The 17,449-nt window shown below is 46.6% G+C and carries 21 protein-coding genes and 1 tRNA gene; 11 read left to right on the top strand and 11 right to left on the bottom strand.

Annotation, left to right across the window (positions count from 1 at the left end):
• Nucleotides 1-7: 7 nt before the first annotated feature.
• The 5 genes from DS739_RS01095 to DS739_RS01075 form a co-directional block, all read right to left on the bottom strand.
• The gene (locus DS739_RS01095) at nucleotides 8-919 is read right to left on the bottom strand and encodes an HlyD family secretion protein (RefSeq protein ID WP_003625609.1); all 912 of its coding nucleotides are present in this window, start codon (nucleotides 917-919) and stop codon (nucleotides 8-10) included.
• 26 nt (nucleotides 920-945) lie between these two features.
• Nucleotides 946-1,140, bottom strand: a complete 195-nt coding sequence (locus tag DS739_RS01090; RefSeq protein ID WP_035352748.1) for a DUF1656 domain-containing protein — start codon at nucleotides 1,138-1,140, stop codon at nucleotides 946-948.
• Nucleotides 1,141-1,162: 22 nt separating this feature from the next.
• Nucleotides 1,163-1,657 carry a MarR family winged helix-turn-helix transcriptional regulator gene (locus DS739_RS01085; RefSeq protein ID WP_006116765.1) on the bottom strand — a complete coding sequence of 165 codons (495 nt, stop codon included), beginning with the start codon at nucleotides 1,655-1,657 and terminating at the stop codon, nucleotides 1,163-1,165.
• 133 nt (nucleotides 1,658-1,790) lie between these two features.
• A complete protein-coding gene (locus tag DS739_RS01080; RefSeq protein WP_006116764.1) occupies nucleotides 1,791-2,216 on the bottom strand; it encodes a phage holin family protein in 426 nt (141 codons plus the stop codon).
• A gap of 39 nt (nucleotides 2,217-2,255) precedes the next feature.
• Nucleotides 2,256-2,558, bottom strand: coding sequence for a hypothetical protein (locus tag DS739_RS01075; RefSeq protein ID WP_003625602.1), 303 nt, complete (start codon nucleotides 2,556-2,558; stop codon nucleotides 2,256-2,258).
• A 73-nt stretch (nucleotides 2,559-2,631) separates the two neighbouring features.
• Between DS739_RS01075 and DS739_RS01070 the strand changes: the two genes are divergently transcribed.
• The 8 genes from DS739_RS01070 to DS739_RS01040 all read left to right on the top strand — a co-directional run bounded on the left by DS739_RS01070 (nucleotide 2,632) and on the right by DS739_RS01040 (nucleotide 8,505).
• Entirely contained in the window at nucleotides 2,632-3,747 is a 1,116-nt protein-coding gene (locus DS739_RS01070) for an ATP-binding cassette domain-containing protein (protein ID WP_006116763.1), read from the top strand.
• A gap of 35 nt (nucleotides 3,748-3,782) precedes the next feature.
• On the top strand, nucleotides 3,783-4,895 hold the full coding sequence (locus DS739_RS01065) for an extracellular solute-binding protein (RefSeq protein WP_035352745.1): 1,113 nt from the start codon (nucleotides 3,783-3,785) through the stop codon (nucleotides 4,893-4,895).
• Nucleotides 4,877-5,314, top strand: a complete 438-nt coding sequence (locus DS739_RS01060; RefSeq protein WP_006116762.1) for a hypothetical protein — start codon at nucleotides 4,877-4,879, stop codon at nucleotides 5,312-5,314. The genes DS739_RS01065 and DS739_RS01060 overlap by 19 nt, the downstream gene beginning before the upstream one ends.
• Complete coding sequence (locus tag DS739_RS01055) at nucleotides 5,311-5,766, top strand: YcgN family cysteine cluster protein (protein ID WP_006116761.1); 456 nt, start codon at nucleotides 5,311-5,313, stop codon at nucleotides 5,764-5,766. The genes DS739_RS01060 and DS739_RS01055 overlap by 4 nt, the downstream gene beginning before the upstream one ends.
• A 66-nt stretch (nucleotides 5,767-5,832) precedes the next feature.
• Complete coding sequence (locus tag DS739_RS01050; RefSeq protein ID WP_035352842.1) at nucleotides 5,833-6,510, top strand: M48 family metallopeptidase; 678 nt, start codon at nucleotides 5,833-5,835, stop codon at nucleotides 6,508-6,510.
• A gap of 72 nt (nucleotides 6,511-6,582) precedes the next feature.
• A tRNA-Leu gene (locus tag DS739_RS01045) sits at nucleotides 6,583-6,669 on the top strand.
• A gap of 114 nt (nucleotides 6,670-6,783) precedes the next feature.
• Nucleotides 6,784-6,930: a DUF6538 domain-containing protein gene (locus DS739_RS14605; RefSeq protein WP_369870380.1), complete on the top strand. Its 147-nt coding sequence runs from the start codon at nucleotides 6,784-6,786 to the stop codon at nucleotides 6,928-6,930.
• Between the two features lie 36 nt (nucleotides 6,931-6,966).
• Nucleotides 6,967-8,505 carry a tyrosine-type recombinase/integrase gene (locus tag DS739_RS01040; RefSeq protein WP_006116759.1) on the top strand — a complete coding sequence of 513 codons (1,539 nt, stop codon included), beginning with the start codon at nucleotides 6,967-6,969 and terminating at the stop codon, nucleotides 8,503-8,505.
• A 385-nt stretch (nucleotides 8,506-8,890) separates the two neighbouring features.
• On the opposite strand, the gene DS739_RS01035 is transcribed toward DS739_RS01040, so the two are convergent.
• The 6 genes from DS739_RS01035 to DS739_RS01010 form a co-directional block, all read right to left on the bottom strand.
• On the bottom strand, nucleotides 8,891-9,865 hold the full coding sequence (locus tag DS739_RS01035; RefSeq protein WP_006116758.1) for a hypothetical protein: 975 nt from the start codon (nucleotides 9,863-9,865) through the stop codon (nucleotides 8,891-8,893).
• Nucleotides 9,801-10,637 (bottom strand): hypothetical protein, encoded by an 837-nt coding sequence (locus DS739_RS01030; protein ID WP_035352739.1) that lies wholly within the window; start codon nucleotides 10,635-10,637, stop codon nucleotides 9,801-9,803. The genes DS739_RS01035 and DS739_RS01030 overlap by 65 nt, the downstream gene beginning before the upstream one ends.
• A 300-nt stretch (nucleotides 10,638-10,937) precedes the next feature.
• Nucleotides 10,938-12,536 (bottom strand): hypothetical protein, encoded by a 1,599-nt coding sequence (locus tag DS739_RS01025; protein WP_139018871.1) that lies wholly within the window; start codon nucleotides 12,534-12,536, stop codon nucleotides 10,938-10,940.
• An 89-nt stretch (nucleotides 12,537-12,625) separates the two neighbouring features.
• Complete coding sequence (gene mobC, locus DS739_RS01020; protein ID WP_232517485.1) at nucleotides 12,626-12,955, bottom strand: plasmid mobilization relaxosome protein MobC; 330 nt, start codon at nucleotides 12,953-12,955, stop codon at nucleotides 12,626-12,628.
• Between the two features lie 347 nt (nucleotides 12,956-13,302).
• Complete coding sequence (locus DS739_RS01015) at nucleotides 13,303-14,151, bottom strand: hypothetical protein (RefSeq protein WP_050793153.1); 849 nt, start codon at nucleotides 14,149-14,151, stop codon at nucleotides 13,303-13,305.
• Nucleotides 14,148-14,861 carry a hypothetical protein gene (locus DS739_RS01010; protein WP_035352736.1) on the bottom strand — a complete coding sequence of 238 codons (714 nt, stop codon included), beginning with the start codon at nucleotides 14,859-14,861 and terminating at the stop codon, nucleotides 14,148-14,150. Before DS739_RS01010 ends, DS739_RS01015 begins: the two co-directional genes overlap by 4 nt.
• Before the next feature lie 196 nt (nucleotides 14,862-15,057).
• Here DS739_RS01010 and DS739_RS01005 point away from each other — a divergent pair, with 196 nt between their 5' ends.
• The 3 genes from DS739_RS01005 (at nucleotide 15,058) to DS739_RS00995 (ending at nucleotide 17,413) form a co-directional block, all read left to right on the top strand.
• The gene (locus DS739_RS01005; RefSeq protein WP_006116755.1) at nucleotides 15,058-15,633 is read left to right on the top strand and encodes a recombinase family protein; all 576 of its coding nucleotides are present in this window, start codon (nucleotides 15,058-15,060) and stop codon (nucleotides 15,631-15,633) included.
• Nucleotides 15,634-15,840: 207 nt separating this feature from the next.
• Nucleotides 15,841-16,668: a hypothetical protein gene (locus DS739_RS01000; RefSeq protein ID WP_139018870.1), complete on the top strand. Its 828-nt coding sequence runs from the start codon at nucleotides 15,841-15,843 to the stop codon at nucleotides 16,666-16,668.
• A gap of 160 nt (nucleotides 16,669-16,828) precedes the next feature.
• Nucleotides 16,829-17,413, top strand: coding sequence for a recombinase family protein (locus DS739_RS00995; RefSeq protein WP_006116754.1), 585 nt, complete (start codon nucleotides 16,829-16,831; stop codon nucleotides 17,411-17,413).
• The last annotated feature ends 36 nt before the right edge of the window (nucleotides 17,414-17,449 follow it).

Here is a 17,449-nt window from a genome sequence, read left to right as displayed (position 1 = left end):
CCTGCGCTTACAGATGATCTTGCAGCCAGGTCGTCAACTTTCCGCGGCGGCCTCTGGGTTCAGGGCCTACGCTCACAGTTGCCGTCATACCTGCTGCCAGCGTGACACTATCGGGCACGTGGTCAATGTGAATACGAACAGGAATACGCTGTGCCAGACGCACCCAGGTAAAGATTGGGTTCACATCCTGCAGCCCCAGCTTATCTGGTGTACCGTTGGTATCGTTAATACCGCGCGCAATGCTGACAACATGGCCTGTAAGGATAGGCTTATAGCCCATCAGCTTAACGCGGGCTTCATCACCCACGTGTACGCCCCACATCTTTGTTTCTTCGAAATACCCGTAAACCCAGTAGGAGTCGGAATCGATAACGGCCATACGTGCCTGCCCGGCAGAGGCGTAATCGCCCACCCGCAGGTTCAGGTTGGTGATGTAACCATTTACCGGAGAATACAGAACCGAACGCTGCAAGTTCAGTTTGGCCACATCCAAAGCGGCACGCGCTGCATCCACAGATGCAATCTGTGTGGCCACATTGGAGTTAAAGACTTCCTGTTCTTCGGCCGACACAATGCCACCCAAGCCCATACGACGGCGGGCATCATTGCGTTTCAGCTTCAAATCTTCCAATGCGCCATCAAGCCGGGCCTGTGCCTCACGAATAGCAAGGCGGAAACGCACCGGATCAAGCACAAACAGTGGGTCACCCTTATGCACAAACTGGTTATCCACGATGGGAATCTGCACCACTGTGCCAGAAACTTCGGGGGCCACGTCCACAACGTAAACACGCACACGGCCATCGCGGGTCCAGGGTGCAATCATATACACGTTCCACAGGGTAATCCCCAGAACGATGGCCAGTGAGACGACCGCAAGGGTCAGAACAACTCGTATCAGGGTGCGCAGAAGGGGCATTGCGGAGACTCAAAAGCCTTTTCGGGTCAGACGTAGAGGATCAGCAGGCAAAGAATACTGACGTATAACGATACTTCGAACAACGCGATATGCCAGAACCAGCCCAGAAGGCCGCTCCACCACAACACGAAGCGAACACACATTGTAATCGGCAGCGCCGCTAGGGCGTACACGACAATAGGTGCAATAAAAACACCAAATATATTGAATTCAGCTAGCATGGCACTGTTCTGGAAACTGGCATTACCGCATGCCTCTTTTATCACCACCAATGGTATCCCGGTGGTTTTGGGCGGCTTGCTCAACCCGGTCAAGAACGCCGCAGCATTCTTCCAGCTCCGTGGTGGAAACATCTTCCGTTAGGCGGGCTGTCACTTCATCCGCCACACGGCTGACAAGAGCAGCAACACTGCGCCCTTCTTCCGTAATACTTACCAGTTTGGAGCGGCGATCTTCTTCATCCGTTTCACGCACCACGTAGCCACGCTTTTCCAGCACATCCAAAAGCCGCACCAGTGAAGGGGCTTCCAAGGAGAGGGAGCGGGCCAGATCTGTCTGGCGCATGGGTGTTTTGGAGAAGTTGAGATAATAAATGGGCCGCCATGTGGCGTCTGTCAGGCCGAAGGCCCGCAGATCGGCATCAATCTCCCGCCGCCACACAGCAGCAAGACGCGCCAGCCGATATCCAAAGAAACGGCGGGGCTCATTGGCCATAACGGGATGATGATTCGGTTCCATTCCCTACCCACACTAGTGAGCGTGCAAACAATTTGCACACTCACGAAAGACAGCGCCATCATTTACAGAAAAAATCCTGCGCGCCAATGCAAATTTGGAATGGAACCTATGGTTTCGTCCAGAGTGGACGATTTCAGTCCTTTTTCCGCCGCACAACGTCCCACACTTTGCGAGATCCACCACGGCCCATGGCTGTTGCAACGGTTGCCGTTACGGCTGCCATGGTCATGGAGTCGCGCATCATGGTGATATTGCGGTCACGGGCAATGCGGGCTTCCACTTCCTGCACTGTCAGGTAAGAACGACGGCCAAACAGCACACAAACCAGAGCCACAAACACATCCAGCCCGAATACTGTAAACGCCGCACCTACCGGGCCAAAATGCCCGACAAAAACCAGAAGCACCCAAAGGAGCCCATGCCCTGTAATCAGGGCAAATAGTCCAAATACTGCCGCCATTGCCAACAATACGGCTTGCTTGCCGTATCGTATGGCCATCTGTTGCATCAGGTTAGACTGAGCATTCAGGGCGGATTTACCAAGATCAAAGATACGCATGGGCTCCGAGGCTACCTTTGTTCAGATGACGCACAAGCGTCAGCGTGACAGACGCCCAAGGATAAAGCCCACCACGCCGGAAATGGCAATGGACAACCATGAAGACTGACCACGATTACGCTTAGCAAGATCGCTTTGTGCATGATCGGCCAGTTCGCGCGCATTGGCAACCGCCTGCTCCTTCAGCGTGCCGGCTTTATCCCCTGCACGGCCCAGCGCTGGCACCAGATGCTGGGTCACAAGGCGTTCAAGATGCGCTTTTACGGCTTCCAATTCGTCCCGCGCCGTGTCGGCTGCGGCTTCACCTGCTGCTTTTACTTCTTTGATTTTATCTGAAGACATGAAAGAAACCTCCGTTTACCTGCCTGAAATATAGTGCACTTTACTTCTAACCCACGGAAAGGGACATAGTTGCATGCATACCACGCATGGCTCATCCACAGCACTGGCGGTTCACAATCTAGCGTTCTTTCACAACGCAGAACCCCTCACGCTTTTTCTACCGGCGGGAAGTTGCACAGCCATACTGGGAATCGGGCAAGACAATGCGGATCTAACCTGTTTGGCAGAAACATTGGCTGGCAGACGCCCCTTTACGGTTGGGCAGATAGAAATTAACGGCACACCATATAACTTAAACACATCTGGCCATAAAAAACTGGCAACAATAGGCCCGCACGCGCCCTTGTTTCCGCACATTTCCGTTCTGGACAATATTCTCCTGCCCCTGCGCGCCAGTGGCACGTTTCATAAATCTGAAATCGCACATCGCGGGGCTGAAATACTGGCCCTGACTGGCTTGGAAGCCCTGCGTGCCCAACCGGCCCGCATACTCAATGCAGAACAGATATTTCGGACGCAGCTAGCGCGCGCCCTGATCATGCAGCCCGATGTTGTGGTTCTGAATCAGTCTTTCGAAAACATGGACCACCCCACCATCCGGCGTGCAATCACATTTTTGGATCGGTTACGCCATGCCATAGGACTGAGCATTCTGCTGCTTTCACGCCAGAAGCAGGACTGTATGATAGCGGCAGATCAGATTGGCGTTATGCAAAATGGCACCCTGTTACAGATAGGAGATGTGGCCACCCTACTAAACCGCCCTGCTTGCCTAAGCGTGGCAGCACAGTTTGGGGATGCCAATGTTATCAGCGGCAAGGTATTACTTATAGAGGATGACATTGCCGAATTGCGCCTGCCATCGGGCGAGACAGTGGAAGCTGTGGCCGATTACAATCTAGAAGAAAATGATCTGGCCAGCATTTGCATTCTGCCTGACCGCCTTTCCGTTCTGTTTCCTCGCTCCGGTGGCATGGAGATAGAAGATAAAACAGATATTGCCTGCACTCTTGTTTCCGCCCATCACATTGGCCACGCCATTGCCATGCGGTTTCGCACCTTGGATGGCACGGAAATTATAGCTCACCGCCCCCTGGTCCATTTGCCGCGTGAACTCCGCCCCGGCAACAAGGCCATATTGGCTTGGCAACCACAGAACGCTATCGCCTTTCCGATGGATGCAAAATAAGGCTAAACTCATCTGCCTTCATTTGGCGGCACTATATGCGCGAGGTCACCCTGTTTTCTTTTTCTTTCCTGCACGGTCGCTCCAGCGGGACACCGTCACCCCACCCTCAGAAACAAGCGCCTTCTGCCGGGATCATTTCCCGACGGAAAGCCCTGCTGGCTGGGTTGGGCGGCGGCGTAATCTCTCTTGCCCCTCAAATGGTTCAGGCGCGTCCTGCGCATAAACACACAATTGCGCATGCAGACGCCGCCTTACGGGTTCTGACATTCTCGGGCAGGATTTGTGACATACAGAAAAAAATCCTTTTTGCCGGATACACACGTCAGACACATCACCGCATCATCACCTCTGGATGGGACGGATCTCTAACCGCTCTCCAGCAACAGGAAAAAAACAGCCCCAAACATTGGGCTGCGGTCATGATGGAAAATAGCAGTCTGGCGATAGGAGGCAGCGCAGGCCTGCTTGCCCCTTTGCCTGAAGATGCAGCACAACCCAATTATTCCACCAGCATTGATTACGCTATTGCGTGGGATAGCTCACGTTTTGACACCCCCCCCAACTGGGCGGACTTTTGGGACGTTGCCCGCCATCCGGGACGGCGCAGCCTACGGCGTGACCCACGCACCACGCTAGAAATTGCCCTACTGGCTGATGGCGTACCATCCGAAATGGTTTACCGCACACTCAACACTCAAGATGGGTTAATACGGGCCTTCCGGAAACTGGATCAGCTACGGCCTTATATTGTCTGGTGGTCCACCCCGGAAGAAGCCGGGCAGATTTTAAAAAGCGGTGGCGCCCTTATGGGACTTGCGCCTACCGGGGAAATGCTGAACACAGCCGATGGAGATACCAAGCGTTTTGGCATCTGTTGGCAACAACGCTTACAGGTGCGTTACGGCTGGGGAGTGCCACATAGTTCTGCCACCACTGCTACCGCGCTCAGTTTTGTATCATGGCTTGATCAGGCACAGCAGCAGCAAGCATTTTCTAACGCATGGCCATCTCTACCATCCATGAGAGATATGGCCGTGGATACCACCTTACGCCACTTGGCTGCGCCCCTTGTTGTTGATGATATCTTCTGGATAAATCATTTAAACATCATTGCAGAACACTTTGAACAATGGGCGCTCCGCAAGTGATTCCTTCTCTGATGCAAATCCCATTGCCTTATTCTTTTTTATGGGGATTTGTCTGCATAAGTATAACAAGCATATTTCTTGTGTTTGTTCTGCTCATGCTGGCATTTGCCATACATGCTGGGCGCATTTTTTATATTTCATTCTTTATGTTGTTTATTCCAGCATCGGTTCTTAGTATTTTTTTGCCTGTTGTCATCAACACACCTTATACTCCTTTTTTACAGGGTGCCTTAAGCTTACCTTTGCTTGCACTATGGCCGCTTGCCAAACTTGAAACCCTACCAGAAGCATGGGGACCTACAGCACGTGAACTGGGGGCAAACCAAAGCGCATGCCTACAGCTCATCATCTGGCCTCTTCTTAAGAAACCTTTAATCGTAAGTTTCTTCCTCTCCCTCTTTTTTGGCATTGCACAATGACGGCACCTTTTTGGGAAACAACCCCACTTACAGAAATGACCACAGAGCAATGGGAAAGCCTATGTGATGGATGCGGACGCTGCTGCTTGCACAAACTGCGTGATGATGACACGGAAGAACTGCATTACACATCTGTTGCGTGCCGTCTTTTGGATGTTAAAACATGCCAATGCACAGATTACGCGCAACGCCATCGCAAAGTGCAAGACTGCATTACTCTAACACCAGAGATGATTCCCGAACTTGATTGGTTACCGCCTGATTGTGCATATCGCCGTCTTTCGGAAGGGCGTGGCCTACCACAGTGGCACCCATTGCTAACGCATACTGCCCAATCTGTTATCACCGCGGGTGAATCTGCTGCAGGACGCTGTATAAGTGAAAGACGCGCAGGGGCACTGGAAGATTACATTGTTCGTTGGCCCGGCCTTCCTACTGAGGAATCTCTCTAAAAAACCTTTACCCGGAAAGATGTTTTCTTGAATTGCAAAGAACATTCATCTTGGCCAGAGCATGTTATGCTGCAAGGATATGGTTCTGCAAAAATAATTTGGCGCGTTTCAACAAAAGCCAAACGCTGTATCTTACGAATTTCTGCAAAAGAACAGGCTATTCTTGTTACTTTGCCTAAAGGGTTCCCTTACACACAGGCCTTGGATTTTGTACATAAACAAGCGCAATGGATTACAATACGCCTTGAAAAATTAGTGCAAACACCACATTTTGCTATTGGTTCCCATATTCCTATTCAAGATAAATACTATACAATTTGCCATGCTCCTCATCGCAAAGGTGGTGCGTGGCTAGAAAATGATTGCCTTTTTGTAAGCGGAGATCCGTCTTTTCTTGCGCGACGCGTGGAAGACTTTCTTAAGCAACATGCAACCAAAATTCTTACTCAAGAAATGCACTGCGTGGCCCAAGCTGTTGGATTACGTCCTACACGGTTAGATATTCGTGACACATCAAGCCGTTGGGGAAGTTGTTCATCTTCTGGACGTATAATGTTGTCATGGCGTTTAATAATGGCACCATTTTTTGTACGCCATTATTTGATTGCCCATGAATTAAGCCATCTGCAACATATGAACCATAGTGCCCAGTTCTGGAAAATGGTTGACACATTCACCCCTCACAGACAGCAAGCCGAAAATTGGCTACAACACTTTGGACCAATTTTACACGCTGCTCGATAAAACATACTGTTGCAGTTCTCTCCGACCATGCTAAAACGCTTTCAATCATCAGAGATGCATCATTGCATCTGCGCGAACTTGGCGGAATGGTAGACGCAGGAGACTTAAAATCTCCAGCCTGTAAAAGGCGTGCGGGTTCGAGTCCCGCAGTTCGCACCACCATAACTCATTGTTTTTGTTCATTATTCTGGATTTCCAGAAACACAGACCCCGCAAACTCTTACACAAGGTCTTACACAGACTTTGGCGGGGGACGATGAACAAGGCAGAAACATGCTCCAGTCCAGGGCAACAGGTTTCTATTTCAGAACGCGGGTTCCATCACGATTCCGTGATGCTCTTAAAAAGAATGAAATCTGCTTTTCGCTGTTCACCAGATCAAGGAAAATCGCACTGATCCGTGCTGGAACAGCATACTAACGAACACAGGCACTTTTTGCAAAGATCGAACACGCGATGGCTCATGAACCGTGGATTATATCGGATGAGGAAAAGCAGGATTATGCTGACCTTCTCAGACGCTCCATCCTTCCCCCGGAAACCAGCGGAGCTCAGGAAACAAGAGACAGCCTGACAGAATGCGTACGGTCATATCTTGACAATGATAATGCCAGGAATTTCCTTGAGGCCATAATCCGGTCATATCAGCTCGAAATTGAGTCGCTGATCACCCAATACAAGACCATTAACGCTGAACATCTCCTGTCCCATGTCAGAGAGACAGACCGCATGACAGCGCTCACCGGATATCTCAAGAATACAGCCGAACCCGCAATGGAAAAGCTGATCCGTTCAGGTGAAATCCTTGCGTCCAGAGTCCAAGGCCATCAGGAAACCATCAAGGTCTTTGAAAATCAGTCTGCACTGTTACGGGAAACATTGGCTCCTGTCTTCCAACAACTGGAAGTGAAACCCTCTCCCCTGTTCTCGGAAGCAGTCTCTACCTTCATGACGTCACCAGAGATTAAAAACAAGCCAAACAGCGAACTGGCTATGATGACTAACGTCTATCGCAGATGGATTGAAATCAATGGCGATGAACCTATCCGCACTTATTCCAGTAAGCACGCCGATAAATATATCGAAATGATGACCCAGATTCCCGCTACCTATGGAAAGGGTAAAACCAAGGAACTTACGGTTGATGAACTTATTAAATATGCAAAGCGGAACCGCATAAAAGCCCTTCTCAAAACCAAAACCATCAAAAACCATTTCTCCAAGATGTCGATCCTATGGACCTTTCATGAAAAAAAGGAACTGGTGAACCGAGGCTCCAATGTCTTCAAAGACTGGTCTTTTGGCCGAAAACTGAAGGGCGATGGCTATAAAGCATGGCCTGAGGACGACCTGCGGAAACTCATCGACACCCCATGGCCTCCCGGCCAGATTTCCCAAAGAACATTTGGTATGATTGTCGGCATTGGGTCGTATACAGGGATGAGGCTGGAAGAAATATGTCGGTTGCGGAAGCTGGATGTCATCAACATCAAAGGCGTCTGGTGTTTCAATATCTGTGAGCATCTGCCACGACGCAACAGACCAGCGGAGGCGTGGAACCCCAAGACTGAGGCCGGTGAAAGGGTTGTTCCTATCCACCACAAACTGATTGAAGCTGGGATTCTGGAATGGGCCAAGAGTGCCAATTATTACCTCTTTAACGAACTGACATTCAGCGGAAGGGATAAAAAACGAAGCGTGGGCTTTGGAGGAAAATTCTCAACCTTCAAGAACCGGCTTGGTATCAAGTCCTCTACTATTGTTTTTCACAGCTTTCGTCATAATGTCTCCACCAAACTCAGAAATATGCCCGGAGGCGACACCAGCATCAGAGAACTCTGGATTGATGATTTTCTCGGCCATGAATACGGACATCACTCAGAAGGCGTAAAGCGATATCTGGATGGTATCGATCTTGAAAATATCGTTCAGGTGGCTGAGTCCATGCAGTATCCGGATTTCTGGGATATCAGGACACTTATGGGAGAGGCTTAAAATTCATTTCTATAGGGTTTTAAGTGCCATCTCACCCACAACAATCATAATGCCAATAATCCACAGGATTTGAGCTGTAAGATGACGATAAGATTCAGGGACAAACTTTTTTATTTTTTATAATTTTTTCTCATGTGAGTTGCCGGCATCTTATCCATGGGAGAAGCAGGAAGGGGCATCCTGGACCTACCCCCACCCTTTCTCTTCTCCCTTAATTTCTGAATTCTGAAGATCAATAAATTGAAAACATGATAACAAATCCTTGGTCTATGAAAATTTATACTCCTACACCCCAACCTACGAACCTATATATTGTTTGCGATAGACTTACGACACATCAAAACAAAATAAGAACCTATAGAAAATTATGGTGAAAAAATTTTAGTCACTCAACATTTGTCAGAAGGTTTGATTCAGAGCTTTTAACGTCACTATCAACAGAAGCTCTCTGGGATTTCTTTTGTCGTCTTTCCCATGTCCTCCGACATATTCCAAGTTTTTCCCATGGTTTGGTTGTTGAGAGTGCCTCCCCTTCATAGTGTTCTCTTCTGACAGACCCTGCATTCCTGCGCTTTTTGGCTTGATAAACCTTGTCCGTCTGTTTCCGCCTTTCTTTCTTGATACTCCTGGAAACCAGACAATCCAGATGCTTCATTTCATCTTCCGTGATCGCAAGTTTTTCAATGATCCGGTCAATGGTATAGGCATACCGCCATGAACAGAAACCCGGTTTTACATCAGACACATCACACGCAGTCATCAGTTTATTCAGGCTCGTGATATTATCGCTTTCAAAATGCTGAGCCAGATAATCAGAGGGAATAATATCTTCCATCTGGGCTTTCACATAGGGCAACAACTCATTAGGATTATTCTGGAAATGTGCTGACGCCATGGAAACAGCGATATGACAGAACATATCCCTGTAGCCTTCCATGACAATTCCACCCCATCTCAGCTTTGCCAGTTCCTTCAGATCACCAATGATACGCCTTGATTGCTTATAGGGTGAGTTTTTAGAGGCTTTGGCAGGAAACTGGACGATATTCCCATGATCAGGGCTCTCAGCCTTCAGAGATGCCTTCTGGCTCCATTTCAGGGCATTGTCCCTGTAGGTCTTCTCTCCCTGCTTTCTTGCCTTCGCACGAATAGCGTCAATCTCTTTTGCCTGCTGATATCGTTGTTTTCCTGCATAGGGTGCAATACCCAGAACACGCTGTTTGAAGTCGTCCGAGCTATAACGATTATCTTCGTTAAACCACACTGACCGGCATGAATGTCCCAAAGGAGAATATTTATAATTGATTGATCCTGGAATCCTCAAAACAGTCTGAGCAGAGCACGGTGTGATATCTGCCATCAGATAATCCAGCCTGTTTCGGGTTCCTATGGATATCCTCAATGACATCAATATAAGAACGCGATGGATTTTTCTGCCCAACTTTCCTGCGTCGTCTTCGGATAAACACAGTATCTGTGAATTGCCATAACAGGTAGGCTCCACCACCAGACAACACAACTTCAGTGGGTTCTGGTATTTCGTTATTCACGCAATGAGAAATAAGCCATTCAGCTTTGCCTGAATCATCCAGAGATTGCCATTCCTGAAAGAGTTCAGGACGATAGTGATCATTATCAACCCACCTGTCAAAAATACCTTTTGCCCTGTCTCCCCTGATAAGCTTCCGTTTTTCACCAAGCCTATTGATATCCAGATCAAGCCATGCATGAGATATGGCTGAAATATCCTCTTTTCTCTGGGTCTTTCTGATCTTCGGAAAGAATGCCTGAGAACGATACAGAGCCTCGAATTTATTGCTCAATATCAAGCCCCTGATTCCCTGCATTCCTTCTTCTGTCGCAGGAAAATATCTTCTGAAAATTCTGTTACCTGGCTTTTGTTCCTGAGTGGCCGGATCATAATATTTTGGACGCCAGAAATCTTTCCAGAATCCTAAAATGCTTACATAGCATTCAGAACCATCCCGATTTGTCGGGAATCTTGAAACATCCCAGAATGTCGAAATGTCAGGGGGCAGAAAGCTTTCAGATGAAAACTTTTCTTCATTCAGGCATTCCCTTACGTCAGGAATATCATTTTCTTTAATAACTTTTTTACATATCTGTTCCATCTTCTGTTTCCCAAAAATTGGGACCACAGGAAGTCTTCATTTGAAAACCATAAGAAGGAAAAGAGAGAAATTCTATTTTTATTGTTGACGTTGTGCTATAATTACTCTATCTACAATCCAACCTAACAAAATCTCTTGCGGGGGCGTTCTCTTCCTCCTCCCTGCAATCCCGCCCTTTAGAGACGCCAATCTCTCAAGGGCTTTTTTATATCTACCATGATTATATATTAAAATCAACAATAAATGAAAAAATCTATGTATATATAGGGATAATATCATTTTTCACGTTTTTCTTTTTCTCTATTGAAATGGCTTTATCCCTACTCTGTTCATTGCTGTCATGGTTGCCTCAATATCTTTTGTTTTCCTCATCTGTTGGAATGCGTAAACAGGATTCTTTAGAGCATTTCGCAGAAGTTCTACATCTCCTGTTTTCTGAATGTAGCCATATAGCTCATCAAAATCTTTTTTTGCCTTCAGGTAGCTTTTAACAGAGTTATCAGTCTGCCATTCCCGAAGCTTTCTTTCACGACCAGCTACGTAGAAATCCGCCATCCAATTCATACAATATAAAAAATCACTCTCATTATTCAGAATATCCAACGCCTTAAAATCATCTCTCTCATATCTCAGCTTCTTTAAGGCATTGTTGAATTCCTGGAGCGCCTTACGTGTGGATGAGCCATTAAACCATTTCTGCCGTTCCACATGATATCTGGTTCTTAATGGCTTCAGGATACTCTCATGCTTTTCCCTTACCTTCACACGATTTCTACTGGCAGGATCGGAAAATGGCTCTTTGGGAACATGTTTCCATTTCTTATCAAAGTCAGACATCATCTGTAACAGATCATCTGCAAATTTTTGCTGGTTCGCTAGTGTCTCTTTTTCGACAGATGCTTTCCTGTTGGCTTCTTCATTCTGGAAAGCAATGGAAGCCTTCTGTTCACGCGACATACTATCAGTCATCGCAAAATGATCTGCTTTGATGTCAGAAACTCCATTTCCTGACGGTATACCTTTGGTCGTAAGTTGGGGCACAGACGACAGTAAAGTGCGCTCCGGTATAACCTGAGGCATAGGAGAGAGAATCTTCTCACCTGTCATCTCTGAAGCATTTACTGGGCTCTCACCTTCAGACAGTGCAAAGGTCGTATCCTTTCCCTGTTGTAAGGCTTCAAACAGGTTGGCAAACTCCCCCTTCTTCATTTCAAACAGACGATTGGCAGAACCAAGAAACTTATTATTTTCGTTATTCACGATAATGTATGTATTGGCTTTTTCTCCTTTCTGGATACTCACGCCCAAAGCACTTAACCCCTCAACCATTTCTGAAAATGATTCTGAGGTTATACGTAGGTCTCTGATCGACTGTCTCAGCTTTCCGAGGTTAACCCCCTGACGCAAGGCTGATTGATGCTGGATGGCTGTAAAAGCAGATTGAACTGGTTCAGACAGGTCTGGTGTATGAACCTCTATATAATCCGCAATATCAGCCTTACCTTCATCCCGGAGCTGGCGGATGACAGCAACCTGATGGCGTCCCTTTACAATGTCATGACCAAACAGAACCTCACACGTCCGGGAAATCTTCTCCTGTCTGACTCTCATGTAACTGCTGTCCAGGCATTTGCCAGCACTATTCCGCCATGATGCATAGAGATGATAGTGCTCATCCGCATCAGGTTCACCCGCCTTGGCCTTCCTATGTCTGACTATTGTGCAGGTATCCGGATCAAAGCCAAATTCCATAGCCAACATACTGACACTTTGTAACATCTGCTCATGCGTAATGTTTCGCTTGGGATTGATCTTGAAATGGCACACCGCATATTTGTCGTGGTTATCTCTGGCTTCATCAAAAGTCTGCATAACATCAAACTCTGATCCCTGAATCACGTCTATGGACTCATTTCCAGAGCCCCGAAAAACATGATCACAGGTCTCCCCACACCCACGAGAGGCAATAAGAGGCTCTGAGCTGATAATCATCTTCGAATATCCATGATAATACGCTTTATGGTCTTGATGATGTCACGACATTCAGAAACCGCTCGTGATGCGTCCTCATGTCCACCAGCATTCAGATGATGGGCTATCTGGTTCAGGTTATTCCCACATCGTGCGACCTGATTGGTGGCTTCATTCAACTCTGCCAGAAGATATTTCTTTTCGTCATTCACAAAATATCTGGAAGACATCAAAGACCGGAAATAACTGGCGAGATTGTGAAACCCGGCTTCACGTCCGGTTTGCTTCCATGCCTCCAGTTCTTCACGGTTTGCACGAATGGAGAGACGGGTTTCCATTCGTCTCATATTTGGCCTTCCTGCTTTGCCTTTATTTATTTCGTTATTTTCCATTATATAAAATTCCTGCACTCAAATGGGGTCAACGGGGTGAAACCCCTTGCCAGTCTGGGCAGAGTGAACCGTGAAACGGGTCAACGTAGTCCATGCCTGGCAATACTATTATAATACATATTTTATATTATAACGAATTTCAGGAATTATTATTATTCAATGTTGAAACAGACCGAGTTTATATCGGTATGAATTTAATATATTATTATCGAGTTTTTCTTATTTTCTGCCATCTCATTTCCAGAGATATCAGAAAAGGCACTGTTATAGCGCCTCCCCATGATGAAGCATAAAAAGTGTTTTTATAATGTTGCTTTCACTGTGTTTGTGGAAAGCTTGTCATCAACAAAGGCATTCATTTGCTTAATTACCTCATCATTCAAGCGGTTCTCTGCCCCTGTATCTTCGAGAAAAATCTCCATATATGAAACATTCTCCGGATTTCCTGAAACGCTTCTGATGTTAACAAATATATATGCTTGTGCAGTCGGTGCGTAATCCGGGTTTTTCCGTGTTGGCACCAGAAGAGAACCTTCAGGTCTTTCACTTATGCTCCCATCTTCCAATGAGTAAATGATGTCCTGAGTATCATTTTTCATGAGATGGATATTATATTTTTCAGCCAAGTCCGCTTTGAGGCCAGTAAAACTTGGTGACGCATCAGCAGGGTAAGAAACTGTCCTCTCTATCTTCGTTATGACATTCCCTGAAACGGGCGGAGAAAATGTTACACGCAAACCATCTCCCTTTATCAAACATCCTAACTGCATCGGGAAGAATTGCGTCTTAACCTGCACTCCCTTATGTACCACTGTCAAAAAAGTATTGCTCTGATGGGGTTCGCCCTCACAATGAGCCGTCATGATTTTTCTTGCGTCTTCTAATGACATCCCTAGCGTCAAGCCAAGAATAGATGCTTGTCCAACACTGTTAGATGGAGCTTTATACTCAATAACCTGCTTCAGATGCAGACCGCCATTATCTTCTGGAGCTTTGGCCGGTTCCGTCGATAAGCCAAGAATTTTATTACAAGCCGGAATTATCATGCCCTGATTACGTGCCATCATGCATTGTACCATCGTCTGAGCAGATGCGGTCACAGGCTGAGCAAGAGTCAGGGCTGTAAAAATGAAAAATGTCTTTTTCATCATGATTCCAGAGATTTAACGAATTGAGGATTGTTGTTAATGGCCTGATTGATACAAACCATCGCAGTATTATAATTTTGCCAAATCAGCTTGGTTCGCTTTCGATAACCAACGAATATCAATATCGGAATCGCCATAAATATATCGATATTTAGAAATGGACGGATATCTGATTGAGTGAACGTCGGGTGAGTGGCGCGATAGTCTCTATCTGAATGGTAAACACCTCCAAGATTGTTATTTCGAGGAGGAAGATTACTGTAGGCCAGAGTCAGAATTATAAGAGGAACAAAGATATAACCAAGATATTTTAGCGTTAGCTCTTTAGTTCCTTTGTAAGCAATCGAATTTGGCAGACACCTGAGGAGATTCCACCCTTGATTGGTCGTGAAATTCCTGACGACTAAATTATAACCGTTATTATTACCTTTAACGCTTCCCCAGACCACTAATACTGTTTGACCATTACCAATATCACCGTTTACTTCAACTTTCTCCTGTCGGCCACCGGGAGAAACTATCCAGAAATCTTGATGTTCCTGAGTTGTGCTGAATATCTGAGGAGCGCTTGTCCTGTACACACCATACCCAAGGTCGGTAATCGTACCCTGTCCAGTCGACTGAACTGTAGTCGATGTCCATTTCCGAACGTCTTTTACAGTTCCCTTGATTCCGTTCAGCCAGAATGTCTGGCCCATGACCTCAATATCCATAAGAAGCTACCAAACCGGCGGAAACTGGCGGGATTTCATCGTCATTGTCATGTCTCCATCTTATGAACACCCCCGGAAAACCCGGAAAAATCCACCGGATGTTATCCCTTAAACACCTGTTTTTGTTACACTTCTCCCTAAGCATCCAAACACGAGAACGGATACCAAGATCATGTATCAATAAAGGAGAGGAACAATGACACGATATGGATATGCCAGAGTAAGCACGACAAAGCAGAGCACCGACAGCCAGACCAGCGATCTTCAGAAGGAAGGGATACCATCCGACCGCGTCATTACGGAGACGCTTTCAGGCGCAACATCATGGAAGCAGAGACCAGAACTCAGCCGTTTGGTTCATCGACTGAAGGCAGGTGACACGCTGACGGTTGCGAAACTCGACAGGCTTGGCCGTAATGCCGTGGATGTTCTTTCTTTAATAGACATCCTGAAAAAACGGCAGATTGCTGTGCGTATCCTTAACCTTGGGATTGATACCTCAGGCGCAGGTGGTCGCTTGTTCCTTCTGCTTCTCGCTGGTTTCGCGGAGTTTGAACGCAACATTATTCGTGAGCGGATCATGGCTGGCCTGGATGTCGCCAGAGCCAAGGGAAAACGCCCCGGAAGACGTTCCACTCTATCGCCTGAAAAGACGGCTCAGGCACGCGCTATGAAGCAAAGAGGACTTTCCTCCCGCGAAGTCAGTGAACTGCTTCAGGTATCACGTATGACGGCATGGAGAGCCATGAACAGCCTGAAAGCCGTCCCATAACCTCTGTATCAGCTATGCATTATTAAACGCATGAGATGCAAATAATGCATATTCCAAAAACAGGTGATTTTGGGACAAAATTTTAACCAGAACGGTGGAGACGCCTCTCCACTCCTGGAAAACTGTCAGGACCAGTGAAAAACGTGCCTATCACCGACGGGGTTTTTCTTTTAATTATGTGAATCACAATAATTTATGACATAACACATGACTGAAACGAAAATTCCGGCTCCCAGAAAACGGGGCAGGCCAGCAAAAACAGGTAAGCCCATGTCAGCCTTGGAACGGCAAAAGCGTCGTCAGGCTCTGACCGGTGGAATCACAGACGCCGTAATTGAGGTCATGGCTCGTCCTATTCATAAGGGGTGGTCTGCTACTGCGGGATTTCTGGACAATGCATTCGTACGTCGGTCAGACACCTCTTTCCAGTTTACCACACAGGATATCCTCTCCTTTATCCCAATCGAATTACACGATGAGTTCTGGTCCCGCGTCCAGCTTTCCATTGCCAGAAAGAGTTTTCAACATGATCTGAGGGAGAGCATAAAAAATCAGGACGTCCGGAGAACCATGCATGCAACCATAAGATTCAAGGACGTATTCATATGGGAACTGGTCTACGGAACAATGGTCCATCAGAACGAATATGACAGGCCAATTCAGAAGGCTCTCGATATATTACCGTTTGTCGTCACTGGCATAAAGCCGGAGGACGAGCAGAAATATATTAATATCTATGTGGCATACAGAAGTGTGTATGACGCTGAATGGAATACACATTGCAGGCGATTCTCAGAACAACAAAAGAAACAAGAAGAATATTCACCTGCTATGAAGGCCCATACCACCCGGATGGCGAATATCCGGAAGGAAGTCGTCTCCTACGAAACCCAAACCCGTCCCAGACGGGAAAAATATGATCAGCGACTTGATCGTGATCTTTTCAAAGAAGAATGCGTCGCTATTGCCTACTCTTTGTCTGACGAAGAGCTGAAAGCCCGGCACAAGGAGATTCAAGCAATAAAAGTGAAATGATTTTTATTATGTGAATCACGAAAATTATTTTCTGTGCTTTTTTTAGGTAGTCCCTAAAGGGACATAGCCCCTTACCCCGGTATTATCTCCCTTTTGGGTCTATAATGGAATTAGGGAGTGGTTAGTCACGCCATCCCTATAACCCATAAGGAACGAAAGGATGAAATACGGATACGCAAGAGTAAGCACATCAGACCAAGACCTGACCATACAGGAAACAGCACTCCAAAAAGCAGGATGTGACATTATCCGGGGTGAAAAGGTCTCTGGAACTAGTCGGGAAGGAAGGCAAGAACTCGATACCTTGCTTCAATTTTTAAGAGCCGGTGATTCGTTGGTGGTCACTCGTATCGACAGGTTAGCGAGATCAATCAGTGATTTGCAGGATATTGTCAGATACTTGGAAGATAAAAAGGTATCTATGATTTGCACTCAGCAACCCATCGATACATCCAACGCTGTAGGGAAAATGTTCCTGAATCTGCTTGGTGTCTTTGCTCAATTTGAGACTGAACTGAGAAAGGAACGCCAGCTTGAAGGGATCGCCAAAGCCAAGGCGGAAGGTGTCTATAAAGGCCGTAAGCAATCTTATAATCATGAAAATGTCAGACAGCTCAAAGCTGAAGGGTTGGGGGTGGCTAAAATTATGAGGCAAACAGGAATATCAAAAACACATATATATATCGAATTTTGGTATCTTAATAATTCTTTTTTCAGACAAGATGTTTGTTGTCGTCCTATCTGAGATTAGAAACTCTTATTAGGCATTCGTCATCTTAAT

The sequence above is a fragment of the Acetobacter sp. JWB genome (genome assembly GCF_003323795.1).
GTDB classification, from domain to species: domain Bacteria; phylum Pseudomonadota; class Alphaproteobacteria; order Acetobacterales; family Acetobacteraceae; genus Acetobacter; species Acetobacter oryzifermentans.
The sequence above is the reverse complement of the archived record's forward strand: the minus strand, read 5'-3'. Positions and strand labels throughout refer to the sequence as shown.